The 21,771-nt window shown below is 69.3% G+C and carries 28 protein-coding genes; 22 read left to right on the plus strand and 6 right to left on the minus strand.

Annotated features, from left to right (window positions below):
- The first annotated feature begins 864 nt into the window (after positions 1 to 864).
- From ACGFS9_RS30155 to ACGFS9_RS30235, 17 genes are all read left to right on the plus strand, one after another.
- The gene (locus ACGFS9_RS30155; RefSeq protein WP_393257525.1) at positions 865 to 1,233 is read left to right on the plus strand and encodes a hypothetical protein; all 369 of its coding nucleotides are present in this window, start codon (positions 865 to 867) and stop codon (positions 1,231 to 1,233) included.
- Between the two features lie 94 nt (positions 1,234 to 1,327).
- The gene (locus tag ACGFS9_RS30160) at positions 1,328 to 1,708 is read left to right on the plus strand and encodes a hypothetical protein (RefSeq protein ID WP_393257527.1); all 381 of its coding nucleotides are present in this window, start codon (positions 1,328 to 1,330) and stop codon (positions 1,706 to 1,708) included.
- A gap of 121 nt (positions 1,709 to 1,829) precedes the next feature.
- Positions 1,830 to 3,008: a DUF932 domain-containing protein gene (locus ACGFS9_RS30165; protein ID WP_393257529.1), complete on the plus strand. Its 1,179-nt coding sequence runs from the start codon at positions 1,830 to 1,832 to the stop codon at positions 3,006 to 3,008.
- Between the two features lie 449 nt (positions 3,009 to 3,457).
- Positions 3,458 to 3,946, plus strand: coding sequence for a hypothetical protein (locus ACGFS9_RS30170; protein ID WP_393257530.1), 489 nt, complete (start codon positions 3,458 to 3,460; stop codon positions 3,944 to 3,946).
- Positions 3,939 to 4,679, plus strand: a complete 741-nt coding sequence (locus ACGFS9_RS30175) for a hypothetical protein (RefSeq protein ID WP_393257532.1) — start codon at positions 3,939 to 3,941, stop codon at positions 4,677 to 4,679. The genes ACGFS9_RS30170 and ACGFS9_RS30175 overlap by 8 nt, the downstream gene beginning before the upstream one ends.
- 183 nt (positions 4,680 to 4,862) lie before the next feature.
- The gene (locus ACGFS9_RS30180) at positions 4,863 to 5,201 is read left to right on the plus strand and encodes a hypothetical protein (protein ID WP_393257534.1); all 339 of its coding nucleotides are present in this window, start codon (positions 4,863 to 4,865) and stop codon (positions 5,199 to 5,201) included.
- 88 nt (positions 5,202 to 5,289) lie between these two features.
- Positions 5,290 to 6,129 carry a hypothetical protein gene (locus ACGFS9_RS30185; RefSeq protein ID WP_393257536.1) on the plus strand — a complete coding sequence of 280 codons (840 nt, stop codon included), beginning with the start codon at positions 5,290 to 5,292 and terminating at the stop codon, positions 6,127 to 6,129.
- Entirely contained in the window at positions 6,126 to 6,506 is a 381-nt protein-coding gene (locus ACGFS9_RS30190; protein WP_393257538.1) for a hypothetical protein, read from the plus strand. The genes ACGFS9_RS30185 and ACGFS9_RS30190 overlap by 4 nt, the downstream gene beginning before the upstream one ends.
- A gap of 201 nt (positions 6,507 to 6,707) precedes the next feature.
- Entirely contained in the window at positions 6,708 to 7,424 is a 717-nt protein-coding gene (locus tag ACGFS9_RS30195) for a protein phosphatase 2C domain-containing protein (RefSeq protein ID WP_393257539.1), read from the plus strand.
- 306 nt (positions 7,425 to 7,730) lie between these two features.
- Positions 7,731 to 8,036, plus strand: a complete 306-nt coding sequence (locus ACGFS9_RS30200) for a hypothetical protein (protein WP_393257541.1) — start codon at positions 7,731 to 7,733, stop codon at positions 8,034 to 8,036.
- A 156-nt stretch (positions 8,037 to 8,192) separates the two neighbouring features.
- Positions 8,193 to 8,777 (plus strand): hypothetical protein, encoded by a 585-nt coding sequence (locus ACGFS9_RS30205; protein ID WP_393257543.1) that lies wholly within the window; start codon positions 8,193 to 8,195, stop codon positions 8,775 to 8,777.
- A 210-nt stretch (positions 8,778 to 8,987) separates the two neighbouring features.
- Positions 8,988 to 9,566 carry a chloramphenicol phosphotransferase CPT family protein gene (locus ACGFS9_RS30210; RefSeq protein WP_393257545.1) on the plus strand — a complete coding sequence of 193 codons (579 nt, stop codon included), beginning with the start codon at positions 8,988 to 8,990 and terminating at the stop codon, positions 9,564 to 9,566.
- Between the two features lie 256 nt (positions 9,567 to 9,822).
- Positions 9,823 to 10,167, plus strand: a complete 345-nt coding sequence (locus ACGFS9_RS30215) for a hypothetical protein (RefSeq protein ID WP_393257547.1) — start codon at positions 9,823 to 9,825, stop codon at positions 10,165 to 10,167.
- A gap of 199 nt (positions 10,168 to 10,366) precedes the next feature.
- Positions 10,367 to 10,798, plus strand: a complete 432-nt coding sequence (locus ACGFS9_RS30220; protein WP_393257549.1) for a hypothetical protein — start codon at positions 10,367 to 10,369, stop codon at positions 10,796 to 10,798.
- A 77-nt stretch (positions 10,799 to 10,875) separates the two neighbouring features.
- Positions 10,876 to 11,067, plus strand: a complete 192-nt coding sequence (locus ACGFS9_RS30225; protein WP_393257551.1) for a hypothetical protein — start codon at positions 10,876 to 10,878, stop codon at positions 11,065 to 11,067.
- A 62-nt stretch (positions 11,068 to 11,129) separates the two neighbouring features.
- The gene (locus tag ACGFS9_RS30230) at positions 11,130 to 11,501 is read left to right on the plus strand and encodes a hypothetical protein (RefSeq protein WP_393257553.1); all 372 of its coding nucleotides are present in this window, start codon (positions 11,130 to 11,132) and stop codon (positions 11,499 to 11,501) included.
- A gap of 22 nt (positions 11,502 to 11,523) precedes the next feature.
- On the plus strand, positions 11,524 to 12,237 hold the full coding sequence (locus tag ACGFS9_RS30235; RefSeq protein WP_393257555.1) for a hypothetical protein: 714 nt from the start codon (positions 11,524 to 11,526) through the stop codon (positions 12,235 to 12,237).
- Here the strand turns inward: ACGFS9_RS30235 and ACGFS9_RS30240 are convergent.
- From ACGFS9_RS30240 to ACGFS9_RS30265, 6 genes are all read right to left on the minus strand, one after another.
- The gene (locus ACGFS9_RS30240) at positions 12,189 to 13,274 is read right to left on the minus strand and encodes a methyltransferase domain-containing protein (RefSeq protein WP_393257557.1); all 1,086 of its coding nucleotides are present in this window, start codon (positions 13,272 to 13,274) and stop codon (positions 12,189 to 12,191) included. The two genes, ACGFS9_RS30235 and ACGFS9_RS30240, sit on opposite strands and share 49 nt — an antisense overlap.
- Positions 13,271 to 14,251 (minus strand): ATP-grasp ribosomal peptide maturase, encoded by a 981-nt coding sequence (gene tgmB, locus ACGFS9_RS30245; protein ID WP_393257560.1) that lies wholly within the window; start codon positions 14,249 to 14,251, stop codon positions 13,271 to 13,273. Before tgmB ends, ACGFS9_RS30240 begins: the two co-directional genes overlap by 4 nt.
- Positions 14,248 to 14,469 carry a hypothetical protein gene (locus tag ACGFS9_RS30250; protein WP_393257562.1) on the minus strand — a complete coding sequence of 74 codons (222 nt, stop codon included), beginning with the start codon at positions 14,467 to 14,469 and terminating at the stop codon, positions 14,248 to 14,250. Before ACGFS9_RS30250 ends, tgmB begins: the two co-directional genes overlap by 4 nt.
- 112 nt (positions 14,470 to 14,581) lie before the next feature.
- Entirely contained in the window at positions 14,582 to 15,040 is a 459-nt protein-coding gene (locus ACGFS9_RS30255; RefSeq protein ID WP_393257564.1) for a hypothetical protein, read from the minus strand.
- 116 nt (positions 15,041 to 15,156) lie between these two features.
- Entirely contained in the window at positions 15,157 to 15,612 is a 456-nt protein-coding gene (locus ACGFS9_RS30260; RefSeq protein ID WP_393257567.1) for a hypothetical protein, read from the minus strand.
- 134 nt (positions 15,613 to 15,746) lie between these two features.
- Entirely contained in the window at positions 15,747 to 16,283 is a 537-nt protein-coding gene (locus tag ACGFS9_RS30265) for a hypothetical protein (RefSeq protein WP_393257569.1), read from the minus strand.
- Positions 16,284 to 16,730: 447 nt separating this feature from the next.
- On the opposite strand from ACGFS9_RS30265, the gene ACGFS9_RS30270 reads away from it, so the two are divergent.
- The 5 genes from ACGFS9_RS30270 to ACGFS9_RS30290 all read left to right on the plus strand — a co-directional run bounded on the left by ACGFS9_RS30270 (position 16,731) and on the right by ACGFS9_RS30290 (position 21,516).
- Positions 16,731 to 17,705: a Tat pathway signal protein gene (locus ACGFS9_RS30270; protein ID WP_393257571.1), complete on the plus strand. Its 975-nt coding sequence runs from the start codon at positions 16,731 to 16,733 to the stop codon at positions 17,703 to 17,705.
- Positions 17,702 to 18,262 (plus strand): N-acetyltransferase, encoded by a 561-nt coding sequence (locus ACGFS9_RS30275; RefSeq protein WP_393257574.1) that lies wholly within the window; start codon positions 17,702 to 17,704, stop codon positions 18,260 to 18,262. The genes ACGFS9_RS30270 and ACGFS9_RS30275 overlap by 4 nt, the downstream gene beginning before the upstream one ends.
- Positions 18,263 to 18,629: 367 nt before the next feature.
- Complete coding sequence (locus ACGFS9_RS30280; RefSeq protein WP_393257576.1) at positions 18,630 to 19,895, plus strand: IS701 family transposase; 1,266 nt, start codon at positions 18,630 to 18,632, stop codon at positions 19,893 to 19,895.
- 540 nt (positions 19,896 to 20,435) lie between these two features.
- Positions 20,436 to 20,699, plus strand: coding sequence for a hypothetical protein (locus tag ACGFS9_RS30285; RefSeq protein ID WP_393257578.1), 264 nt, complete (start codon positions 20,436 to 20,438; stop codon positions 20,697 to 20,699).
- Positions 20,700 to 20,817: 118 nt separating this feature from the next.
- The gene (locus ACGFS9_RS30290; protein WP_393257581.1) at positions 20,818 to 21,516 is read left to right on the plus strand and encodes a hypothetical protein; all 699 of its coding nucleotides are present in this window, start codon (positions 20,818 to 20,820) and stop codon (positions 21,514 to 21,516) included.
- The last annotated feature ends 255 nt before the right edge of the window (positions 21,517 to 21,771 follow it).

Raw genomic sequence — 21,771 nt, forward strand, 5'->3', positions numbered from 1 at the left:
ACGAAGGCGGGCGCGGCCTCCAGCTCGTCGGGCTGCTCTCCGCGGCACCTCCTCGAACGTCTGCGCGCGAAATACCTGCCTCCGGCGGAGCCCTTTTCGGGGATGGCCTCCGGCCATTCCCGAAAAGGGTGCGTGCCTCCGGCACGAAAAGCAGTGTGGGGGTGGGGGGTTGAGGTTTTGGGGTGGGTTTTGAGGGGGTGTCAGGCCGGTTTATAGGTGCCGGGGGCGGGAGGAGCCCTCCGGGCACCTCCCGGTGGAGCGGTCGGAATTCTCCGAATTTCGACCGTTGAAGAGAAAGAGAATTCACGGAATTCCGTGGAATCATTACATCACGGAAATCCGGGAAGAGTTGAGCCCTCCGGGCCCAACCACCGGCAACACGGCTTTGACTAAGGAACGGTCAGGAGGCCGTGAGACAGGCGGGGATGCCCTCCGGGCACCCACAAACACCCACCACAGCGTCAGGCGCCCCCACACGAGCGCCTGACACACCCCCACCCGTAGGAGCGCGGCGGCGCCGCCCGCCGCGCAACCACTCACCAGACGAGCCCCATCCCCGACGCCGCCGCCCGACCACACCCCCTTTCTTTTCCTTCTCTTTCCTCTTTCTGTGCGGGATTGTGGCTGCTGAGGGGATGTCAGCAATCCGACCAAACCTAAAATGGCCTCTGACCTGCGGTTTTGTCGAAGCCGGCTGATTGGTCGCGCAACCTTCAACGCAACATCTAACGCAACGTCAGAAAGCAACCCGGTACGCAACATCGGGCACAACAGAGGGGTTCCATCCCAACTCAACATGCACTATTATTTGAGTCCTGGGGGAGGCGACCCCCGGAAACCGCAAGGATCAACGAAGGGGAAACCGTGGAAATCAAGATTTCGGACGGCATTGTCAGCCGCGTACGCGGAGCGGACGCGCCGATGACCGGCCTTGCCATTCAGGCCCGCAAGGTCGCGAACTTTCTTCCGCTTTCCGTTCGGCGCGCGGGGGCCGATATCCTCCACAACGTCGACGACAAGTACACGGGGATTCGCGTCAACACCAATCGTGGACCGGTCGTCCTGGAAATGCCGACGGGCGACAGTGCTTACCGGCTCGTTCACCAGCTTCCCGAGCCGAACGAAGACGGACAGACCGAAGTGGAAATGTGCCACTTCCCGCAGATCTACAAGCCGCAGGGAATCGCCCACATCATGGGCCAGTTCCTCGAATCGCGCGGTTTCCTGAGCTAGCCCGTCACTCCGGGGGAGTGACGGACAGGCCCGTCACTCCCCCGGCAAGTCCACACAGAATCAGAACCCGTGATCGGTAAAGGGGAAAACGATCATGAAGCTCATTTCGTGTGCGACCGGCCGAGAGGTTGAGGCGGGCCGGAAGCTGTACGGGCAGTCGGGCGACGCGGCCGGGCTGGCATGGAAGTTCGAACGGATCACTCAGCACCGTTCGGGCACGCACCACGTGCACGTGTCGCGTCCCGGCGGGAAGTTGGGGCGGGTTCACCGCGAGTTTCACCCGAGCGTGTTCGGGTGCGAGGTCACGGTAGAGATCACCTGGCGCCGGGCCGTGCGCCGCACGGCCGTCCGCGCGTGGGCGAAGGCCGATGACTACCTGTTGGCCGGGGTGTTCGCGCTCGTTCCGCTCGCGTTCTTTGAGCACTTCCACTGGGGTGAGGCCATCGTGTCCTTCCTGGGGATGGACGGAGACTAGGAAAAGCCGCAGGTCAGGGGCGGGTTTACTCACTCCTAATTTACACTATTATTGACGTTGTTCGGGGGGCGGTGGCCCCGCCCCCCGAACCGCAGAAGCCAACAGCGAAGGGGAACATCGCATGACTCAGCAGTACGCAGAGCGCGCCACCGCAGCAGCCCCGCGAGGTGCCCGGAACGCCGATCTCCGGGATCTGGTCACCATCCTGGAGGACCACCGGGACCGGAAGTTGGACGTCGTCACGGCCGCATCCGCCCTGTCGTTCCGGGACGGGAACGTCCAGGTCGAGGGCATCGAGCAGCAGATCACGGCCGACGGGGTCACCACCGTTGACGGCACGTACCGGCCCACCGCCGTTGCGGACGAGGGCATCGCGGAGAAGCTGAAGATCCCGGTGGGCTACCTGCGCCGCATGCGCGAGGAGAACGTGCCGCTCCTGGACGAGAACGTCAACGCGTGGCTCCGCCAGGACCCGCACCGCCGGTTCATGCTCCGCGCGCTCAAGGGCGACAGCGCCCCCGGCGCCGCACCGGCCGAAGGCGTGGCCCGCGCGCTGATGTCCGACAGCTACAAGGTCATGGACAACCTGGACATCCTCTTCGCCGCACTGGAGGGCGTGCAGAAGGCCGGGCACCCGACCAACGTCACGGGGTGCGACCTCACCGACCGCCGCATGTACGTGCGCGTCCAGTCCGAAGCGGTCGCTGTCAGGGCGCCCGAGCTTCTCAGCGGCTACCGCTCCCCGTTCGACGGGCGCACCGGTGACCAGCTCCCGATGGTGTCGGCCGGGTTCGTCATCACCAACAGCGAAGTCGGGGCCGGGGCATGGTCGGTCACCCCGCGCGTGGTCATGCAGGTGTGCACCAACGGCCTGACCATGCCCATGGACGTCATGCGCGCCGTGCACGTCGGTGCCAAGCACGACGAGGGTGTCGTGTCCTGGTCGGTGGAGACCCAGCGCAAGGAGCTGGAGGTCATCACGTCCAAGACCGCCGACGCGGTGAAGACGTTTCTTTCCCGGGACTACGTCGAGGCGAAGCTCCGCGAGATCCAGGCCGCAGCCGGTAAGCCGGTCGCCGAGCCGACCAAGACCATCGAGCACGTCACGACCGCGCTGAAGATCAGCAAGGAGACGAAGGAGACGATCCTTTCCCACTTTGTGCGGGGTGGGCAGATGACGGCCGGAGGCGTCATGCAGGCCGTCACGTCGACCGCGCAGACCCTCGGCGACGCCGACCAGGCCGCCGCCCTGGAAGCACTCGCACTGCCCGCGCTCACCGCAGCCGCCGCACACGGCTGACAGACCCCCGTGCGGGCCGGGTGACCCCGACACCCGGCCCGCACGGGCCCAACACCCCCAGCGTTCGAAGTAGTCGCCCTTCCCGGCGACCGACGAGCCCCCGTGTGGGTCGGGACCCCCGCCCGGCCCACACGGGCCCCGGGAGCGCGGAGCGCTCCCCGAAGCGCCGTACACGGCCCGGAGACTCCGTGCGGGTCGGGAAATTCCCCGACCCGGCCCGCACGGCCCCACCCGCCCTAAGCGCGGAGCGCTCCCACCGCCCAGGAAGCGCGGAGCGCGACCTCCCCGCCACCGCCGCGTAGCGGCAGAGAAGCGCGCCTGCGGAGCAGAGCGCGCGCCCACGAAGTCTCTTGCCGTGACGGGCACGCACGCGCCGTATCGCCCACCGCCGCCCCCGGGCGGCCCCGCCGGCCTTTTGCTGCTCACCTCCCGCCAAGGAGCAACCCGCCATGTCCGCACGCCCGGAACTCATCCGCCCCGACGACGCTTCCATCAGGGCCGCCGAGAATCGCACCTTGGACGTACTCGCCTCCCTGTTCCAGGCGATCGGCCCCGGACAGCACACGCTGAGCCTCGCGGCTGTACGCACGGACGGCGCCGCACTCTTCCAGTCCGCTGATCTCTCTCTGTCGGCGAACCCGATGCGCATGGCCGTTCTGGACCCGGACGACTACAGCACGCTTTCGATGCTGCTCCTGTTCGCGCTGGAGGGCAGCACCGTCACGACGGCAGGGCTGATAGTCACCACGGCCGCCGAGCCCCGCCCCCGCGCGTACGGCTGGACCATCGAGCACGGGTGGCTGCACCCCATGGACACCGCCGCCGCCCAAGAGGCCGTCACTCCGGCCCCCGGCAGCTCCGCCGTAGACCGCGAAGTCCTCCCCGCCCCGACCCTGATCAAGCCGTCCGGTATCAACGAGGAGAGCCCCCGTGGCTGAGACGCCCACGCCCACCGCGGACCCCGCTGACATCCCCGCCCGGCAGCCGCTCCCCGGCACCCGGCTCATCGCCTACCGCATCCCCGACCGGGGGACCGAAGGCCCGTACCTCCACATGGACGCCGCCGACATCCACGCCCGCTACGCCCAACACGCGGGCCGGGCAGGCGACTACCCGGCCCGCACCGCCGAGTTCGGCCACTGGACCAACGGCGAGGGACTGGACCGCTTCCTACGCGGCAACCTCAACTTCTGGTTCTCCAGCGAAGCCACGATGACCCCTGACGGAGTCGTCCGCTACCGCCAGACCCGCAACCACTGCACCGCCACGTTCACCCCCGACCGGGCATCCGGCGTCCTGATCAACCGGCCCGACGAGCAAATCACCGCGCCCGCCTACCGCGTCACCGGGCCGACCGGCGCCAGCCAGCTATGGCGCGGCCGCGCCGTGCGCGACGCCATCGCCCGATGCCGCCGCAAACCCGTAGTCGGGTGGCCCGCAGGGTGGGCCCACCTCATGCCGGACACCTCCGTCCGGTTCGACCCCGGAGGCTTCCCCTGGAGCACCCCGGACATCTACACCGCCGAAGTGGCCGACGAGCCCGACACCTGGGGCCCGCCGTGCGGTGAATGCGCCTACCCCGCAGCCGAACACGATCTCTCCCGCCTGTGGCCCCGCTCGCGGGCCGACGGCACCGGCCACACCTGCTGGAACCACGTCCCGCAGCCGTAGCCGCCCACCAGCCCCGTGCGCCTTCCCCGACCTCCCCTGAGGGGAAGGCACACGGCCCCGAGGCCGGCACGCCACTGGCCGCCGCCGAGTCTCCCCGCGCCCGCCCCTCCCCTTCGTCGGGCGTGGGGAGACCCCGAACCGCCCACCACACCACCGCCACCGCCACCGCATCGAGGAGCAGCCATGCGCGGCCACGCCGACGCCTACACCTACGAGTGGACCCACCCGCCCTACGACGAGGAAGGCAGCGCGCCCATCCTCGGTGACCGGCTGTTCACTGTCGCCCGCAAGGCCGTTCTGCGTCTCGGCGACCAGTGGGGCGCCGCAGCGGGCCCCGGAGGCCGCACCGGCCACCTCCGCATCGGCCACACGGTGTTCACCATCGGAGTGTGCGAGGCCGGAGACATCTACCTGCGCAACGACACCAACGGCGACGTCCGCCACCTCCCCCACGTCGACGCCAACTGCAACCCCGACGGCATCACAGACGCCGTCTGCGACCACATCGCCGACCTGTACTAACCGCCCCGTCCCCGTGCGACCCAGGCATCAACCCGGGCCGCACGGGGTGGCATCCTCCGCGCGTCACTATCACCAGGAGCAGCAGCCCATGAGCCCGAGTCTGAGCGTCGAGACGCCCGCCGGCACCGTGCACGCCACCGCCCGGCCCCGGGATCACGACTCCGTCGTGTTCGACCTGGGCGGAGTCATGCGCGGATGCGTCCACGTCACCGGCACGCATCACGTGCGGCACTGGGACCAGTTCACCGCCGTGCGAGCCTGTCTCGGCGCCGTCAACGCCTTCCAGGAGGCCAAGCCCGCGCCCGACGAGACACTCCCGCGGCTCGCCCGCAGCCGCACCGGCTACCGGGGCAGTCTCACCCTCTACCGTGACGCGCCCGCCGACCGCCCCCAGATGTCCGTGTACCCGATGGAGTCCGTCGCCGGACACCAGCCGTCGCCCAGGACGGCGGAGACGCTCACCGCCGTTCTGCGCGCGTGCGCCGAACACGTCGAGCAGCGCGCGGACTTCCCTCAGATCTGCACCGCCGCCCGGAGGCGCGACACCCCCGCCCTGCTGCGGTTCCTCACCTGGTCGGCCGACTACCACCGCAGCGCGGCCGCCCGCCTCGAAGACCAGGCCCGCGCCGCCCGGCCCGCGCTGCGCGCGGCCGTGACCGCGTGGTGGACCGTCGCCCGCTGGTTCACCGCCCACCCGCACCCTGCCCTGTTTCTCATGCTCGCCAACCGGGACGGCTCTCTGGCCCGAGACGTCGACGTCCAGGCCTGGCTAGGCCCCTACTGCCTCACCGAGGCCGCCGGCGAGCACGACCGCGCCCGCAACGCCGAGGCCGAAGCCGCTTCCCTGCGCACCCAGCAGCGGCCACGGCGCACCGCCCATCGCCCGCAGACCAGCACGCCCACCACTGCACGGATGGAGAACGCATGATGCGCTGGCTCATGACCCTCGGAGAGCGCACCGACCCCGACACCCCCACCTACGCCGAGTGCCCGCCCCCCGGCCAGGCCCGCGCCGCAGCGTTGGTCGACGACTGCGGGCAGCTCTTCCCCATCCTCCTGAACTGGCGACGGCAGTTCGGCGGTGACGTGACCGCATGGGCCGCCCAGGTCGAGGTCGACGACATCGAGCACCTCCCGCGCCACGTGTCCGAGGACTGGGGCCCGGACGCCCTACGACTCGACACCGTGCCGGGCGGATACGTGGTGGTAGCCGACTACCGGGACCATGACGAGCCCGCCAACAACGCGCTCCAGCAGCAGGCCCAACGTCGCGCCCTGGAAACTGCGTTGGGAGCACGTCCATAACTGCGCAGCTCAGGGGTGGGTTCACCTACCCCTGAGGCTGCACTATTATTGCGGTTGCTGGAGGGGGCCCCGCCTCCTCCAGCAATCGGCGCCCACCGGCCAGGCATCCGACACCGAGACCCACACCCCCGCAACTCGCCGTCCAGCCGAGCAGGCCGCACCCCCAGTCGGCTCATCCATCCCGACCCAAGGAGAGCTCACATGGCCCACGCATCCGCACAGTTGATCGGCGACCGTTCCCACCAGTGCGACGCCACCGCCACCCACACCCACAACGGGACCCGCGCGTACGTGCTGTGCGACGGGATCGGCTCCAGCGACGAGGTACAGGCCTGGACCCGCACCGCCGCACGCCGCATCGCCCGGGCCGCCGCCCGCAGCGGTGACGCCGAGGCCGGCCTGCGTGCCGAGTACGACCGGTACGCCGCCGAGCCCGAGCGCAAAAGCCCGTTGGCGGACCTGCCCAACGCGTGCGCGGCCGTTGCCGTGGCCGTGCCGGGCAAGCCGCCCACCGTCGCGTGGTGCGGCGACGTCCGCGCCTACGCCCTCACCCCCGGCGGCACCCTCCGGCGTCTCACCGCCGACCACAACGCGCGGCGCGTGTTCGGCGGCAGCCGCAACAGGGTGACGTCCTACCTGGGAGCGGTCGAGTCCGACGACGAGTGCAAGGGCCGGTACAACCATCCGGCGATCGAGTCCGCAACCGCCCCCGCGGACGCCTGTCGTCTGCTGCTCGCCAGCGACGGCGCGTACGAGCCCCTGGAGGACTCCTGCCGCGACCTCACCCGCTACCTCGGCTGGAGGAACCCCCGGCGGGCCGCCGACACCTTCGTCACCGCGGCCATCGACCACGCCAGCAGCCACGCCGACAACGCCACCGTCCTGGTCGCCGACCTCCCCTTGACCCCGCCGGAGTAAGGCGCAGGACAGAGAGGGAATTACACTTCATCCATTTACACTATTATTTACGCCGTGGGAGGGGGTGGCCGCCCCGTGGGGCGTCCCCCTCCGCCGCGTGCGACCAGAAGGCCGCCAGCGCCGAAGAGGCCGCGGCCGCCGCACGCCGCGCAGCCGTCGAGACCGACGAGCGCATCGGCCGGGACCGGAAGCGGCAACGGGAACGGCGCGCCGCCGCCTCCCGCCGCCGGAAAGTTGCCCGCTACACGTAGCGCGCACCGCAGCCGCCAGCCGGGCGCGAGCGCCGGACGAAGGAGAACCCCCGCCGTGGCCACGTTCGCCCACATCACACCCGCCCGCTGCACTCAACTGGGCAACGCCCTCACCGCCGCCGGCCTCACCTGGCAGGACAACGGCAACCAGGACCGCCCCGAACTGCTCACCTACACCGTCACCGACCCGCACGGCCGCCGTTGGACCATCGAACCCGCCACCAGCAACCAGATCACCCCTTCACGCCCGGCCAGCCTGTGGCAGACCACACACGTAGAGGCGTTTCACACCAGCGGTGTCCTGTCGGCACGCGCAATCGCCGCGCTCATCCGCGACCACGAGCAGGGAGCGGATTCGTGAACGCGGCTCTGGTCGTCGATGCACTCCCCGACGCCGTGTTCTTCGGCCTGTCCCTCGCCGCCGTACGCGCGTACCGCGCCGGGAGACCCGCCCTTCGTAACTCACGGGGGAGCGAAGACCCCGCCACAACGAGACCGGAGAGGTGAACACCACCCCATGCCAACGGAGTTGAACACGCAGAGTCAGTTCGCGGCTTTCGCCGACGAGGTGGCCCGGGAGTTGGGCACGCACTGCCGCACCGCCCCCGACTACGACCACATGCTGTCCCGCCTCATCATCGATGACGAGGGGCGCGGCCTGAGCCTGCGCCAGTACGACGGCGCCCAGCCCACCCGCCTCAAGGTCTCCGCCGCCCTGCCGGATGGCTCCCGGGTCCGGATCGGGGTCACGGCGATCAGCGCCCGGCACGTCGCCCAGGAGATCACCCGGCGCCTCTACCCGCTGCACGCCCAAGCCTCACAGCGTGCCGCCGAGCTCACCGCCCAGGACGACGCCGAGGCCCACAAGCGGCGCACCGTGACCGAGGCCGTGGCCGGCGCCCTGCCCGGAGCACACATCGAGGAGAACTACCGCGCCACCAAAGTGACCTGGCAACGCCCCTCCCCGCCGGACGGCCACGGCCCGGTTCAGTACGACACCGTGTGCGTCGGCATCGGGCCCGGCGGAGGAGATGTAGACGTCGAGATATCTGGCAGCCCAGCATGGATCGTCGCCATGCTGGCCGGCTTCGCCGAGCAGTAGCGAGCCATCACCCGCGCCCGCCCCGGCACGCCATCCCCGTCAGTCCACACACCTCACGATGATCCCCAGTGGCGGCAGCCGTCTCCGCGCCAGATCCCACCGACTCGATCACATTCCATGTGCAGATCGGGGTCTCTTGCGAAAGCCGCTGGTGCCCTAGTTCCGCTGGAGATCTCGTGAACCGCGTCGGCAACGTGTGATCATGCCGATATGGCATCCGGTCGGATCATCTTCCTCAACGGCACCTCCAGCTCAGGAAAGTCGAGCATCGCCCGGGAGCTTCTGAACATCCTGGGGGGCGGCGTCTTCTTCCACCTGGCAGTCGACGCCTTCAACGCGATGCGCAGTAAGCGGGAGCTCAGAGCGGAGGAACTCGCCGCCGCGCTGCGGCGGACCAGGATGGGCTTCCACCGCTCGATCGCGGCCATGGCAGAGGCAGGCAACAACCTCGTGGTCGACCATGTGCTGAGCGAGCCGTGGCGGCTGCTCGACTGCCTGACGGTGCTGCGGCCCGAGGACGTGCTGTTCGTCGGCGTCCACTGCCCGTTGGACGAGCTGACCCGCCGCGAGCTCGCCCGGGGTGACCGCCCATCGGGCCTTGCTGCGCACCAGTACGGCCTGGTCCACGCACACGGCGACTACGACCTGGAGTGCGACACCAGCACGGCAAGCCCACACGAATGCGCGCAGCGGATCAAGGCGTTCCTCCCGCACCGCCCCATCCCCACCGCCTTCACCCGCCTCCGCCAACGCCACCTGACGGACGGCCGGGAACCGCTGACGACGTGAGGCACGCTTACTCGGCCGTTGCTTCGTGGCCGGCACCGGAGCCCCGGGGTAGATCCTTACAGGCAAGAGCGTGTGCATGAAGCTCCACATCTACGGCTGGAGTACGGGAGGCAGCCGCGTTTCGGCAGGTCAGAGGTGGGTTCACACGTGAGCAATAAGCACTATTATTTATGTAACAGGTCCGGGGAGCTATCCGGACCCGTCCGATGAGGGCAGTGCCTCAGACCCTCGCACCCTTCCAGCCCCAGGAGTTGCCTTGTTCGCCTCGCTGCTCCGTACCCTGCTCCCGCCTCTGATCCGCGTGACAGCCCGCGCGCTCGAACCGGGCAGGCCGCCGCTGCCGCCGATCGCCCGCGACATCTTCGGCCCCGACCTCACAGCGGTTCAGGCCGTCACCTACAACCGGGGCCGCGTGGCCACGGCCACCGCCGTTGCCCTCTACCGCAGCGGCCAGGAGCTCGATGACCTGAGCGACGACGAACTCGACGCTGCTGTACGCACGCTGAAGTTCCCCTACTCACGCCCCAGCGAGGAGACCCGCGCCGCCATCCGCGCCGCCCTCGCCGTTCTGGAGGCCGACCCCACGATCAGCGGCATCTGACCCACAGCACCGACCGGACCCGACCAGGCAACCCCGCCCGGCGCCGCCCCCACAGGCCGCCCGGCGGCAGGACATGCGACCGCGCCACGGCGTACCGACTCGCTTCCTGCTGCCGGGCCCAGGACCACCCAACAGCGCACACGAGGCCGATTACTCGCCCCGCTACCCACCCGGAGGCACCCCGTCGATCGAGACGACCTTGCCCACGCTCACGACCGGCGACGTGACGGTCACGATGGACCACATGGGCCGCCTGTACGTCGTCGTTCCCGACGAGGTCGCCCGCCTGCTCGCCCTCGCCGCGCTCAAGGGTATCGATCCCGCAGCGCCCGGTATCTTCGTCGAGTCCGCCCCGCACCCCGCCGACTCCTGGGTCGCCGCTACCGTGCGCGCTGTCTTCGAAGCCGTGCTGTCCTCACCCGCCGCGGACCACCCCGACGCGTGGGGACTGCGCCTGTACCGAACGCACGGCGAAGGCACCCTGCTCGGTTTCATCGTCGGCGAGAGCGGATGGAACCCCGATGCCCGCTGGTGGCGGGACTACGAGCGCACCAGCGACCTACGCGTCCGGAGCTGCGCATCCATCGTGCCCGTGAGCCGCCCCAACCTCGCTGGTACATGCACCTTCTGACCCTCCGCAGCACCGGGCCTGCGGCATGTACCCCCGGGCCCGGGCCGCTGAAACCCCGCCTCGCAGGAGAGTCAGCCATGAGCGAAGCCCCAAACAGCCAGCCCCGCCCGTGGCTGCCCTCCGTGGACTTCCAGGAGCCGTGCGAGTCCTGCCACGCGCCCGCCGGGCAGTACTGCCGAGCGCACTGCGACACCGGATACACCGCCCGAGACGCACAGCGCGACGCCGAACGCCGCGAGCAGCGCACCCCCGGTGGCCCGCCCGGCTGAGTCCTTGCACCGTCCACCGGGACGCGGTCCCGTCAGCGCCTCACCGAAGGAGCGCACCACCCATGGATCTGACCACCCCCGCCGGCCTGGCCTCCCTCGCCCGCGGCGTCGCCAAGCTCCTCCAGGCCGAGCGGGCCGAGCCCGGCGACGGCCCGGACCGTCAGCGGATCACCTACGCCGACGGCCGCATCCTCGAACTCGTCTTCAACCGCCCGCCCTCCACACACGTGACCATCACCCCGGTTCTCCCCGACACCGCGCGCAGGCACGGCATCGGAGTACCGCCGATCACGGTCTACCTGCCGACCCGTTCCCGTCAGGGCGACCCCGGCGTGCAGACGCCCGCGCAGCTCCTCGCCGACCAGATCCGCGCACGGACCGAGACGGCGCACACCGTTGCAGTGGCCGAACTGAGCAAGCACACCGCCCCCTGAGACGAGACCGAAGGACTGCGCCGTGTCCGACCTCATACCCCTGCTCGCCACCGCGGACCTGTCCCCTCTCGCCGACCGCGAAGGCGTCTGGTTCGCCACCGGCCGCGGGCCGGTCTTCGTCAGCCGCTACGCCCCGCATGGCAACTTCATCCGGGCCGCCGTAGGGTCCGGCGACGGCCAGAACCGTGCCGCCCTGCTCCATTTCCACCCGGACGCATACGCGCTGGCCCCGGCGTGGCTGACCGCGATCGCCCAGGCCGCGCCGGCGGCCGACCACCGCCACCCGTCCGTACCCACCAGATCGGTGCGACTCCTCGCGAAGATGAGGCCCGACCACCGCCTCGGCATCCCCCGCCTCAGCGACGGATCGGCCGGCTGGAGCATCCCCGGCGCCACCGCACGCGTCTGGCCCGCCGGCCGCATCGAGCTGCGCAGCACCACCGGCCGCGTCCTAGCCGGACAACTGGAGGGCTCACAGTGGAACCAGTTCCAGGTGGCCACCGTGGCGGACGCCGGCCTTCGCCTGCTGTGCGTGCCCGAAGCCCAGCACATCACCCGCACCGGCCAGCCGAGCGGCTGGTCACGCCCCTACGACCGCCCCGCGCACACTGGCAACGGCCGCGGACGCAAGGGCGGCCAGATCTACGACGACTCCACCAGGTCCTCGTGGGCAGCTCTGCGGGCAGGTCAGAGCACTGCCGGAAGGGCCCAGCTCGGGCCGTCGGTGTCCTCGTAGTGCACGATCTGCCTGGTAGGAGTAATGGTCAACAGGAACGCGTCACGGGCCGGTTCGTCCGTGAACACCTTCGCCAGGTTCTCGACGGCATCCCAGAGCCGTTGAGGGCCGACCTGCCGCACAGAGCCTGAGACGTCCGCCACCGCAGTCGAGCCGTCAGGAGTCCACAGACCAACCGCGTCGAGCTCCCCCTGATCGTTTCGCCAGCTGCACGACGTATAGCCAGGGAGCGCCACGGAGGCCGCGAACTTGAGCCGGCCGAGCACGTCCGCCGGCGGGACGCTCGTCGTGGACGGGCCCTGCTGCGCCGCGGCCTCGAACTGCGGCTCCGCGCTGCCCGTGCGCCGGGCCATGAAGTAGGCGGTCGTGGGCAGAAAGCGGCCGGTAGCATGCCCGCGGCCCGTCATGGTGACGCGGATGATGCCGTACCCGAGCGGGGCGACAATCACGGCGCCAGGCGCTGCCTGCTCCAGCAGCGGTTTCGGGATGGCGTGGAGGCCGACGGTCGCGATGATGCGGTCGTACGGCGCGTTACCGGGGTAGCCCCGCGCACCGTCCCCAACCACCATCGTCGGTGCGAATCCTGCGCGCAGAAGACGCGCGGCCGCCGCTTCGACGAGTCCTGAGTCGATGTCGACGGTGGTGACCCTGTCTTGGCCTAGTCGGTGGCAGAGCAGTGCCGTGTTGTAGCCGGTCCCGGTACCGAGTTCGAGTACCCGATGGCCGTCACCGACCTCGAGCGCGTCGAGCATCGCCAGCATGACCGACGGCTGACTCGAAGAGCTGTTGGGAACGCCCTGGTCGTCGAGCTGGATGGTCAGCGCGGCATCGCTGTAGACCACGTCAAGAAAGCCCGGGTCTCCGGACGCAATCCCTTGCCAGGCTCCGGTGCGGTCCTGTTCGTAGAAGCAGGGCACGAAAGGATGGCGCGGAACGGAGGCGAACGCGTCCGCCCACTCGCTCGGGTGGCCTGCGGTGAGTTCTGCGGCCATGCGCTGGCGGGCTGCGGCAGTGGCGCCGTCGTCAGGCAGGGTCATGCGCTGTTTCCCATCAGGTAGTCGGCGTGTGCCGCGGCGATCGGAAGGCCGGTTCGATTCTCGACCCACCCCCAGGTTCCGCACGGGTTGTTCTCGAAGAACACCCACTGCCCCGTCGGAGTGACGGCAAAGTCGAACGCTCCGAAGACGATCCCGTAGGAGGCGAGGAACCTGCGCACGGCGTGCGCGACTGGCTCGGGCACGTCCACGGTGTCGTACTCGATGTGGTCGTAGTCGGTTCGCCAGTCGATTCCGGCGGCCTCGCTCGTCGTTGTGAGCTTGCCTCCGAAGAGCTGACCGCCCACGGAGATCAGCCGCACCTCGTACTCCTTGGGGATGTCCTCCTGGAAGTAGTGGGCGGTGGTGGTGATGCTGTCGTCGAAGTCGCCCGGGTCGACGCGGTGCGTGGCCACCATCAGACGCTGCTCACCGCCGACGTCGAGTCGTCCGCCGAGGATCGGCTTGCAGATCAGCGGACCGTCGACCTCTTTGGCGAATGCGCGGGCCGCGGCCGGGTTGTTCGTGATGATGCTGCGGGGCACCGTCAACCCGGAGCGCGTCGCGGCGACGAGCTGCTGCGGCTTATGGGCCGCAATCCGGTCGTGGTGCGGATTGTTGATCCATGGCACGCCCGGCAGGGCAGCGAGCAAGTTGAGCATCGCCGCGTCGGCCTGGTTCTGCGCCCAGGTGGCGTACGGCTCGGGGACGGCGTCGGCGATGCGGGGACGTGCGGGCCGCCTCCAGTAGACGGCCCGCACCTCCTCAAGCCGCGCCGCCCGGCGCCCGTCGTCTATGAGTCCCGTCCAGCCCGGATCCTTCGGCTGGTGCGAGCCCGTCAGCGTGACCCGCTGGGGGAACTCGGCGACGTCGAACCGCACCACGGGTACGCCACGCTGGTTCAACTGATCAACGACCATGTCGGCCGCAGCATCGAGCTGTTCAGCGACGACGAGCACAGGGCGGGCGGCCGTGGTCATGACGCCGGCGCGTAGTACGGGTCGCTGACGTCGTCGCCCTGACCGTCCTGGTTGGTGTCGGTGGTCGACGCGGCCTGGGCCTTGGTGTGCCAGGGCTCGCCGTCCCCCGCCACGTTGATCTGGCGGACCCCGTCCCACTGGACGCCCGCGATCGACGTCTTGACCAGGTGCGGCGGGGCTGCCGCGCGGGCGGCGAACGGGATCGTTGCTGTGGACATCGCATGCTCCTTCGGATCGGTTGGTTCCTGACAACCTGCCGGGCCCACGGAGGCCGAGCAGGGGCTTGCTACCTGGTGCCGGGCCGCCTGGACAGGAGAACGCCGTCCGGCATCAGGAGACTTGGGAGGGGAGGTAGGTCAAGAACAGGGCGCGCTCGTTCAGGAAGTCGAGAACGTCCCGGTAGGCGTCGTTGTCTATCGTGATCGCGGGCCGGCCGATGGCGATGATCCCCTCGGCGAACCCTTGGGCGGCGTACTTGCAAGCGGCGCCGAACCCGGACCGTCGAGCGATCGGCAGCGGCGGCCCGATGTCCCCGAAAGTGCTGCGGGTCGGGAGCCACCCCTGTGTGCGTACATGGGTCGCGATGGGTTCGAGGTCCGCACACCGTTCGGCCCCCGGGCAGGTCAGCGTGTACGGCGCCACACGGATCGTGCGTCCGTACAGCGCTGCCCTCTCGACGGCTTCCCGTTCGAACTGCTTTCGGAGGGCTTCCAGACGCTCATCACCAGGCCGAGGAGTGGTGAGACGTCCAGAGGTTCCACTGTGGTGGGTCACGTCGTTGTCCCTCACGGTTGAGACCCCGCCGCCAAGGGGAGGCCAGGCCAGACTTCTCGGCGGCAGGAAGTGGAACCGCGTGCGACGGAGGCTCCGAGGAGTGAGAGCAGCACCCCCGCCGCACGCGGAGATCAGGAGATGGAGCCCAGGAACATTCCTAAAAGCTCCTCATGAGGGATCGGGCCAGGCTGAAAGCGGTCGAGGAAGTCATGCAGCGGGTGGGCCGGCACGAGGCGGTCTCCTCGGCACGGGCGCAGCCAGTACGGACCAGGGGGCTCCGTCTGGGCCAGCGGGGGGAGTGCCAGTTCGTACGGGGCGCCCAGGCACGTGCCGTATCGGTTGGGCTCCCACACGGCGTGTGTCCCCGGCGGGACGAACCAGATCAGCCACCCGCGCTCGTGGTCCTCTATCACCGGGCCGCAGGAAGGAACGTGTGAGCGCTGGCCGGGAATGTGCTGAACCTCGTCCATCAGGCTCACGCACGCGTGCGCCTCGGGACCGTTCGCGGTGACGACGATGTCGAAGAACCGGCCGCCTAAGGGCAGCTTCAGCGGTGCCCCGCGGTGCAGGTCCAACAGATTTCGCACCCGAGCCGCGAGATCACCCATGTCCGACGCGACGTCCTCGGCCGCGAAGTTCGCCGAGCTCGTGGCGAACGTGGCGCGCTCGGCCGGCGCGCGACCATTCCACGTGGCCGGACGGTGAGGGAGAGGGGCATGCGTCACGGGGCACCGTCCCAGGTAGCGGGGATGAGGGCCTGCACGGTCTTGCCGACGACTTGACCGCAGTCGTCCTTCGTCACGTCCCAGGACAAGCCGCCGTGATAGTGCCCGACCCACCAGAGCCCGCCGGGCGGGCCGTGGACGTCACTGCTCTGTGTGGCGTGCTCCTCGAACCCGGGGAACTCCGGGAGCGCATCCTCGACCCCGATGGCCAGCTCATTGGTGTCCGGGAGGACGAACACCCGCAGGAAGACGAGGTTGCCCGGCTGAAGCGGCTCACCGTGGCGCACAGCGTTCTCCGCGAGATGGCCGGCCACACGTGCGCCTTGGTCGACGTTGCCGTCCCACGTCATGGTGAGCCACGTGCGCAGGAGGACGCGCGCCTTCGACGCGGCGGTGGCATCGGCGTTGAGCGGCCACGACTGTTGGAAGCGGGGCTGTTCCTCCGTGTGCGGCAGCAGCGTGACCGTGCTCGCTCGCGGTGGTTCAGCCGCTGGTACTGCGGCAGTTGTGGGGCGCTGCTCCGACGAGTTCACGAGGGGGGACTCCCTGTCTGGCTGTCGTGCTCCGTGCATCCAGACAACCGCCGTAATGGCGTCGGAGGCTATGCCGTATGGCAGGCGAGTTGAGTGCGACACCCCCGCCGTTTTGACTTTCCCTTTGCTCCTCTTCACCCTCGCCAGTCCTAACGTTCAGTCATGTCAAGGACACACAACGATGCCTTCGCGGCGTGGCTGAAGGCGCACGGGATGTCCAAGAGAGAGATGACTTCCCTGCTCAACGAGGCCATCGAGGGGTTAACTGGCCGCTACGGCACAGTCAACGAGCGGCACGTGTATAAGCTACTCAGGGGGGACCATGCGTCACCGAACGCGCTCCTGAAAGAGGCTCTGCACGTAGTGACGGGTCTAACTGCCCCAGAGTTAGGCTTCGTTCTCCGGGGGAAACAGACGACAGGTTCCCCAGCACCCGAGGACGATGACGTGTACCGACGCACTTTCCTCAACGCCGTCACAGCCGCAGGCGCCGCCTTGACCGCCCCCTCAGCTACACAGCGCCGCCTCGGCTCGGCCGACGTCGACCGGATGAACGCCAAGTTGGCCGCGGTCGTCGCCATGGACAACAAGTACGGCGGAACACGTGAGTTGCAGTTCCACGCCGCGGCCCTCGCGCAGGAGACCGTAGAGCTCCAGAACAGACACGCCGCATCGACCCGCATTCGATCCGAGCTATACGGCGTCGCCGCCGCCTTCACCGCGAGCGCCATGTGGGCCGCGGTCGACGGCCGGCGCCTGGACGAGGCAGAGCCGTACCTGGACCGGGCGCTGACCCTCGCGGGTCTGGCCAACAACAAGTTCATCTTGTTCCGCGTATGGGGCCACGCCGGCATCATGTACCGGCATCTCGGCCGCCCTGCCGACGCCATTCGAGCTGCCGAGATCGCACGCCAGCAGTCCATCACCCGCAGCGACCCCCTGTACTCCTCGCTCGCCCTGGCCCGCCTCGCGACGTTCCACGCCGACGCTGGAGACGTACGGAGCTCCCTGCGGGCGATCGGACTCGCGCAGGCCAGCTACGAGCGAGCCGACAAGGCCAAGCACCGGCCGTCGTGGATGGGCTTCTACGACCAAGCCGAGCTCGACAGCCTCGCCACCTTCGCGCTCCTGCGCCTGCGTAAATGGGAGGACGCGGAGCGCAACGCGTACCGGTGCCTCGCCGGACTCAGGCCGGAACTCGAACGCAACCGCGGCCTGACGTGCGCGAACCTGGCGCTCGCCCAGCTCGGACAGGGCGATATCGAGCCGGCCGTCGCCGCGGCCCGCAGCGTCGCCCCGAGCATGGCCCGGCACGGTCGCGTGGGCATGCTCCTCGACAGCTTCACCACTCAACTCACCGCAGTCGCACCGCGCAGCTCGGAGACCGCGGCGTGGCAAGAGCACCGGAGGGCAGCCGCATGAACGGCACCACCACCTACCACCGCACCAGCGACGTCGAGCCAGTTGCCGACTTGATCGTCGACATTCACGTCGAAGTGCGCGGCGAGTTCGGGCTGATGGATGACCCCTTCTACGCCCCCGACCGCTACTGTGAGCGGCTGGAGGGCTACGCGGCCCGGCCCGGCTGGGAAGCGGTCGTTGCCTACGCGGGGGACGAGCCGATCGGGTACGTGTTCGCCGTGCCCCTGGACGCAGACACGAAGTGGTGGTCTTCAGAGAAAGAGCCGCTTCCCGCCGAGTACACCGCTGAGGACGGTGTCCGCACCCTCGCGCTGAACGAGATCCTCGTGCGGAAGCAGTGGCGGGGTTCCCGCGGCAAGGGTGCAGCTCAGGCCCTGCATGAGGCGCTGCTCAGTGAGCGCCAGGAGAAGCGGGTCACGCTGCTGGTCAACCCGCTCCGGTCCGGCGGTCGACTCAAGGCCGTGTACGAGTTGTGGGGGTACAAGCAGGTGGGTTGCCAGCAGCCCTTCGCCGACTCTCCAGTGTTTGCGTCGATGATGCGCGACCCCCTGCGCTAGCCTGCGTCGCCCACGCTGGACTCAGCCCGGGCCTGCTGTACGGCAGCGTGGGCAGCAGGCCGTACAGCCGCACCGCTGCGAGCGGTGCGCGAGGCTCTGAAACTGGAGCCCCGCAAAAAAACCCGACCCGGCCCGCAAGCGCGGCCGGGCCCTGTGCAGGGACTGCGCCGCACACCAGTCAAGGTGGCCATCCAGGTCCGCGCCTCGCGTACTACTGGTAGCAGCCGCTCACGCACAGCACGGAGACGGTGCCGAAGCCGTCAGCCGCCCCTTGGGCAACCGGTACCCTGTGCGAGTTCTAGTAGGGCTTGGTCAGGTCGGTTGTGGTGGCGCGTGTCCTTCGGGACGGGTGCGGCGTTGAGGGTGTGTGACTCCGGACGAGATTGCTGTGGTGCGTGGTGAGTTGGAGAGGTTCGCGGCGGAGGTGTTCGAGCCGTTCGCGCGCAAGGATCAGCGCCGCTGGGGGCAGGTCTATCTGCGGGGTCTGCTGACCGACGGGCAGCGTAAGTCGGTCGAGCCGATGGCCGCCCGGCTCGGGGAGGACGGCAACCGGCAGGCACTGGCCAACTTCATCACCACCAGCCCCTGGGACCCGGCCCACATCCGGGCCCAGCTCGCCTGGTGGATGGAGGAGGCGATCGGGCCCGAGGCCCTGGTCTTCGACGACACCGGGTTTTTGAAGGACGGGACTGCCTCGGCGTGTGTGTCGCGGCAGTACACCGGCACCGCGGGCAAGGTCACCAACTGCCAGGTCGGCGTCTCCCTCCACCTCGCGTCCGACCACGCCTCGGCGGCGGTCAACTGGCGGCTGTTCCTGCCCCAGACCTGGGATCCCGCCTCGCCGAAAGCCGATGCGGACAAGGTCGCCCGCCGCACCGCGTGCGGCATCCCGGACGATGTCGGGCATGTGGAGAAGTGGCAGCTGGCCCTGGACATGCTCGATGAGACCCGCTCCTGGGGACTCGACGTGCCGCTGGCCATCGCCGACGCCGGATACGGCGACGCCGCCGCCTTCCGGCACGGACTGCAGGCCCGCGGCCTGAACTACGTGGTGGGGATCTCCACCACGCTGTCGGCCCAGCCCGCCGACGCGGCGGTGGTGGCCGAGCCGTACTCCGGGACGGGACGCCCGCCGGTGGCGAAGTATCCCGACAAGCCGCGCTCGGTGAAGGAGCTGGTCATCGCGGCGGGCCGGAAGGCGGCCCGGCCGGTGCAGTGGCGGGAGGGCTCCCGGCCCGGCACCGGCCGCTCAGGCCGCAAGCGGATGTACTCCCGCTTCGTGGCCCTGCGCATCCGGCCCGCCGGCCGCGAGGTCCGCCAGCACACCGGCGGCCCGGAACTGCCCGTGTGCTGGCTGCTGGCCGAATGGCCCACCGGTGAGAGCGAGCCGGTGCAGTACTGGCTGTCCGATCTGCCCTCCGGCATGCCCCTGACCACACTGGTCCGGCTCGCCAAGCTCCGCTGGCGCATCGAGCACGACTACCGGGAGATGAAGCAGGCCCTCGGGCTGGCCCACTTCGAGGGCCGCACCTGGAACGGCTGGCACCACCACGTCACCCTCATCTCCGTCGCCCACGCCTTCTGCACCCTGCAACGACTGGCCCGGGCCCCAAAAGACGCGGCGCCGGCCTGAGCCTCTACCAGGTCGTCCGCGAGCTACAGACACTCCTCGCCCTCTGGACCGGTGCCTGCCCCACCTGCCACCGCGACATACCTACACCGATACCGACCTGACCAAGCCCTACTAGGGCATCGGCGCCGCCGCGGCGGGTGCCCCGAGAACGGCGAGAATCGCGATAGCCATGAGAGCAGCGGAAAACGCTCTCCTTGTCCTGCGCATCTGAACTCCTCGCAAGATCGTCCAGCCTCGTCGGTCGTGCTGGGTCTGGCACGTCAGTCTCGTGGTTCGGCCAGCCGGCCCCCATCTGTTCGACGAGGTCCGAACTGTCTGACTCAACTGCCCGGCACGCCTGCCGCGGGCCAGGTGCGCCCGATGTCTAGCTCCGCCCCCCGGCCCCCGTGGACCGCACCTTCCCGCGCAGACCTGCTGCGCGGGACGTTTCCTCTACTCGATTGAGAAAGGCACACTGCCATGGTGACCACAGCTACCCAGCGACTCCTCGACCTCGCCTCCCTAGCGCCGACTAGTCACGATGAGGACCTGCTGAGGCTCTTGGAAGAAGCAAGCGCGCTCTACCAGCAGGGATTCGACGCCCTCCGCGTTGTCGTGGCGAGGCGGGTCGACGGATCATCGCCCGAGGCCCTGGTGACGGCCGTCCAGGCGGCCGGCCTGCCATGTGACGCGTCGCAGGACCGGGATGAGCTGGTCTTGCTGCTCGCCCTCACAGAGTGGGAGATGACTCCCTCTGCCCTCGCCTACTCCGAGATGGCCGAAGACGCCGCCCGTCGCGGTGTGTGCCTGGTCCCCGAGCTCTGAGACCCGCTGCCCGGGGAAATCCGGGCAGCGGGCTGGACCAGCCTCTAAATCTTCTGCCATTATCTGAGTTGTGAGCCGGGCAGGCCGGCCCATCGTCGACTGGACGGACGGTCCCGCCATGACCTCGCGACGTACGCCTCGCCTGGCTGACGCTGCCGAGATCGCGGCCGGGCAGTCCCTGACCTCCGCGCAGATCACCAATCTCTACAACAAACGCTCTGAGAACGGCTTCCCCGAGATTGCCGACATGCGCCGCCGCGCCCGCCTGTGGGACCACGCCGCGGTCACCCAGTGGTTCGCCCAGCGGAAGCTGGCAAGGATCACCGATCACACGCCGCCCTCGCGGGACCCCGAGGACCTTCTCAACGCCGCGGACGCCTCGAGGTTCCTCGGCTACAAGAACATCAGCCAGGTCAACAACTTCCTCCGCGACCACCCCGGGTACTTCCCCGACCCGGATGTCGTCGAGGAGATGGGTTCCCCCGATCGTCCGTACCGGCGCAAGTTGTGGCGGGTGCAGACTCTGCTCGACTGGCAGGAGAGCCGGCCCGGCAGCGGTCAGCACTTCGGCTCCACGCGCAGGGCGCCGGCGCTGCCTGATGTTCCTGTCGACGGCGATCCCGAGGAGCTCCTGGGCGCGTCCCAGGCCGCGGCGCTGCTCGGCTACAAGAGCGTCGGCTCGTTCTCCAGCAGCCTTGCCCAGGGCAATCTCCCCCTGCTGCAGACTCCGGACGCCCTCACTGAAAAGGGCGGCCGCCGGCGGTGGACGCGCAAGCGGATCCTTGAGCAGGCCGCACGACGCAAGCCCAGAAGGTAGGACCCGGCGGTGCGGCCCTGCCCCACCGCCCCCTTGAACGCGGCACCCGGTTACGGGTCGTTGGTCCCTTGCGGACCGGGTACCGCAACGATGGCCGGCATGGCGTGGCTCGCCACCACGCCCCCGCAGCAGCCGTAGCTGCTGCGGACCGGCCATCGCCCCTTTCTGCCAGGTTCCCCGCTCCAGCCGATCTGGCTCTGAGAACGCAAAGCCCCGCCACCTCCCGGTGGTCGGGCCCGTGGTCGGCGCCCCTCC

Source organism: Streptomyces sp. NPDC048566 (assembly GCF_043199735.1).
Lineage (GTDB): Bacteria > Actinomycetota > Actinomycetes > Streptomycetales > Streptomycetaceae > Streptomyces.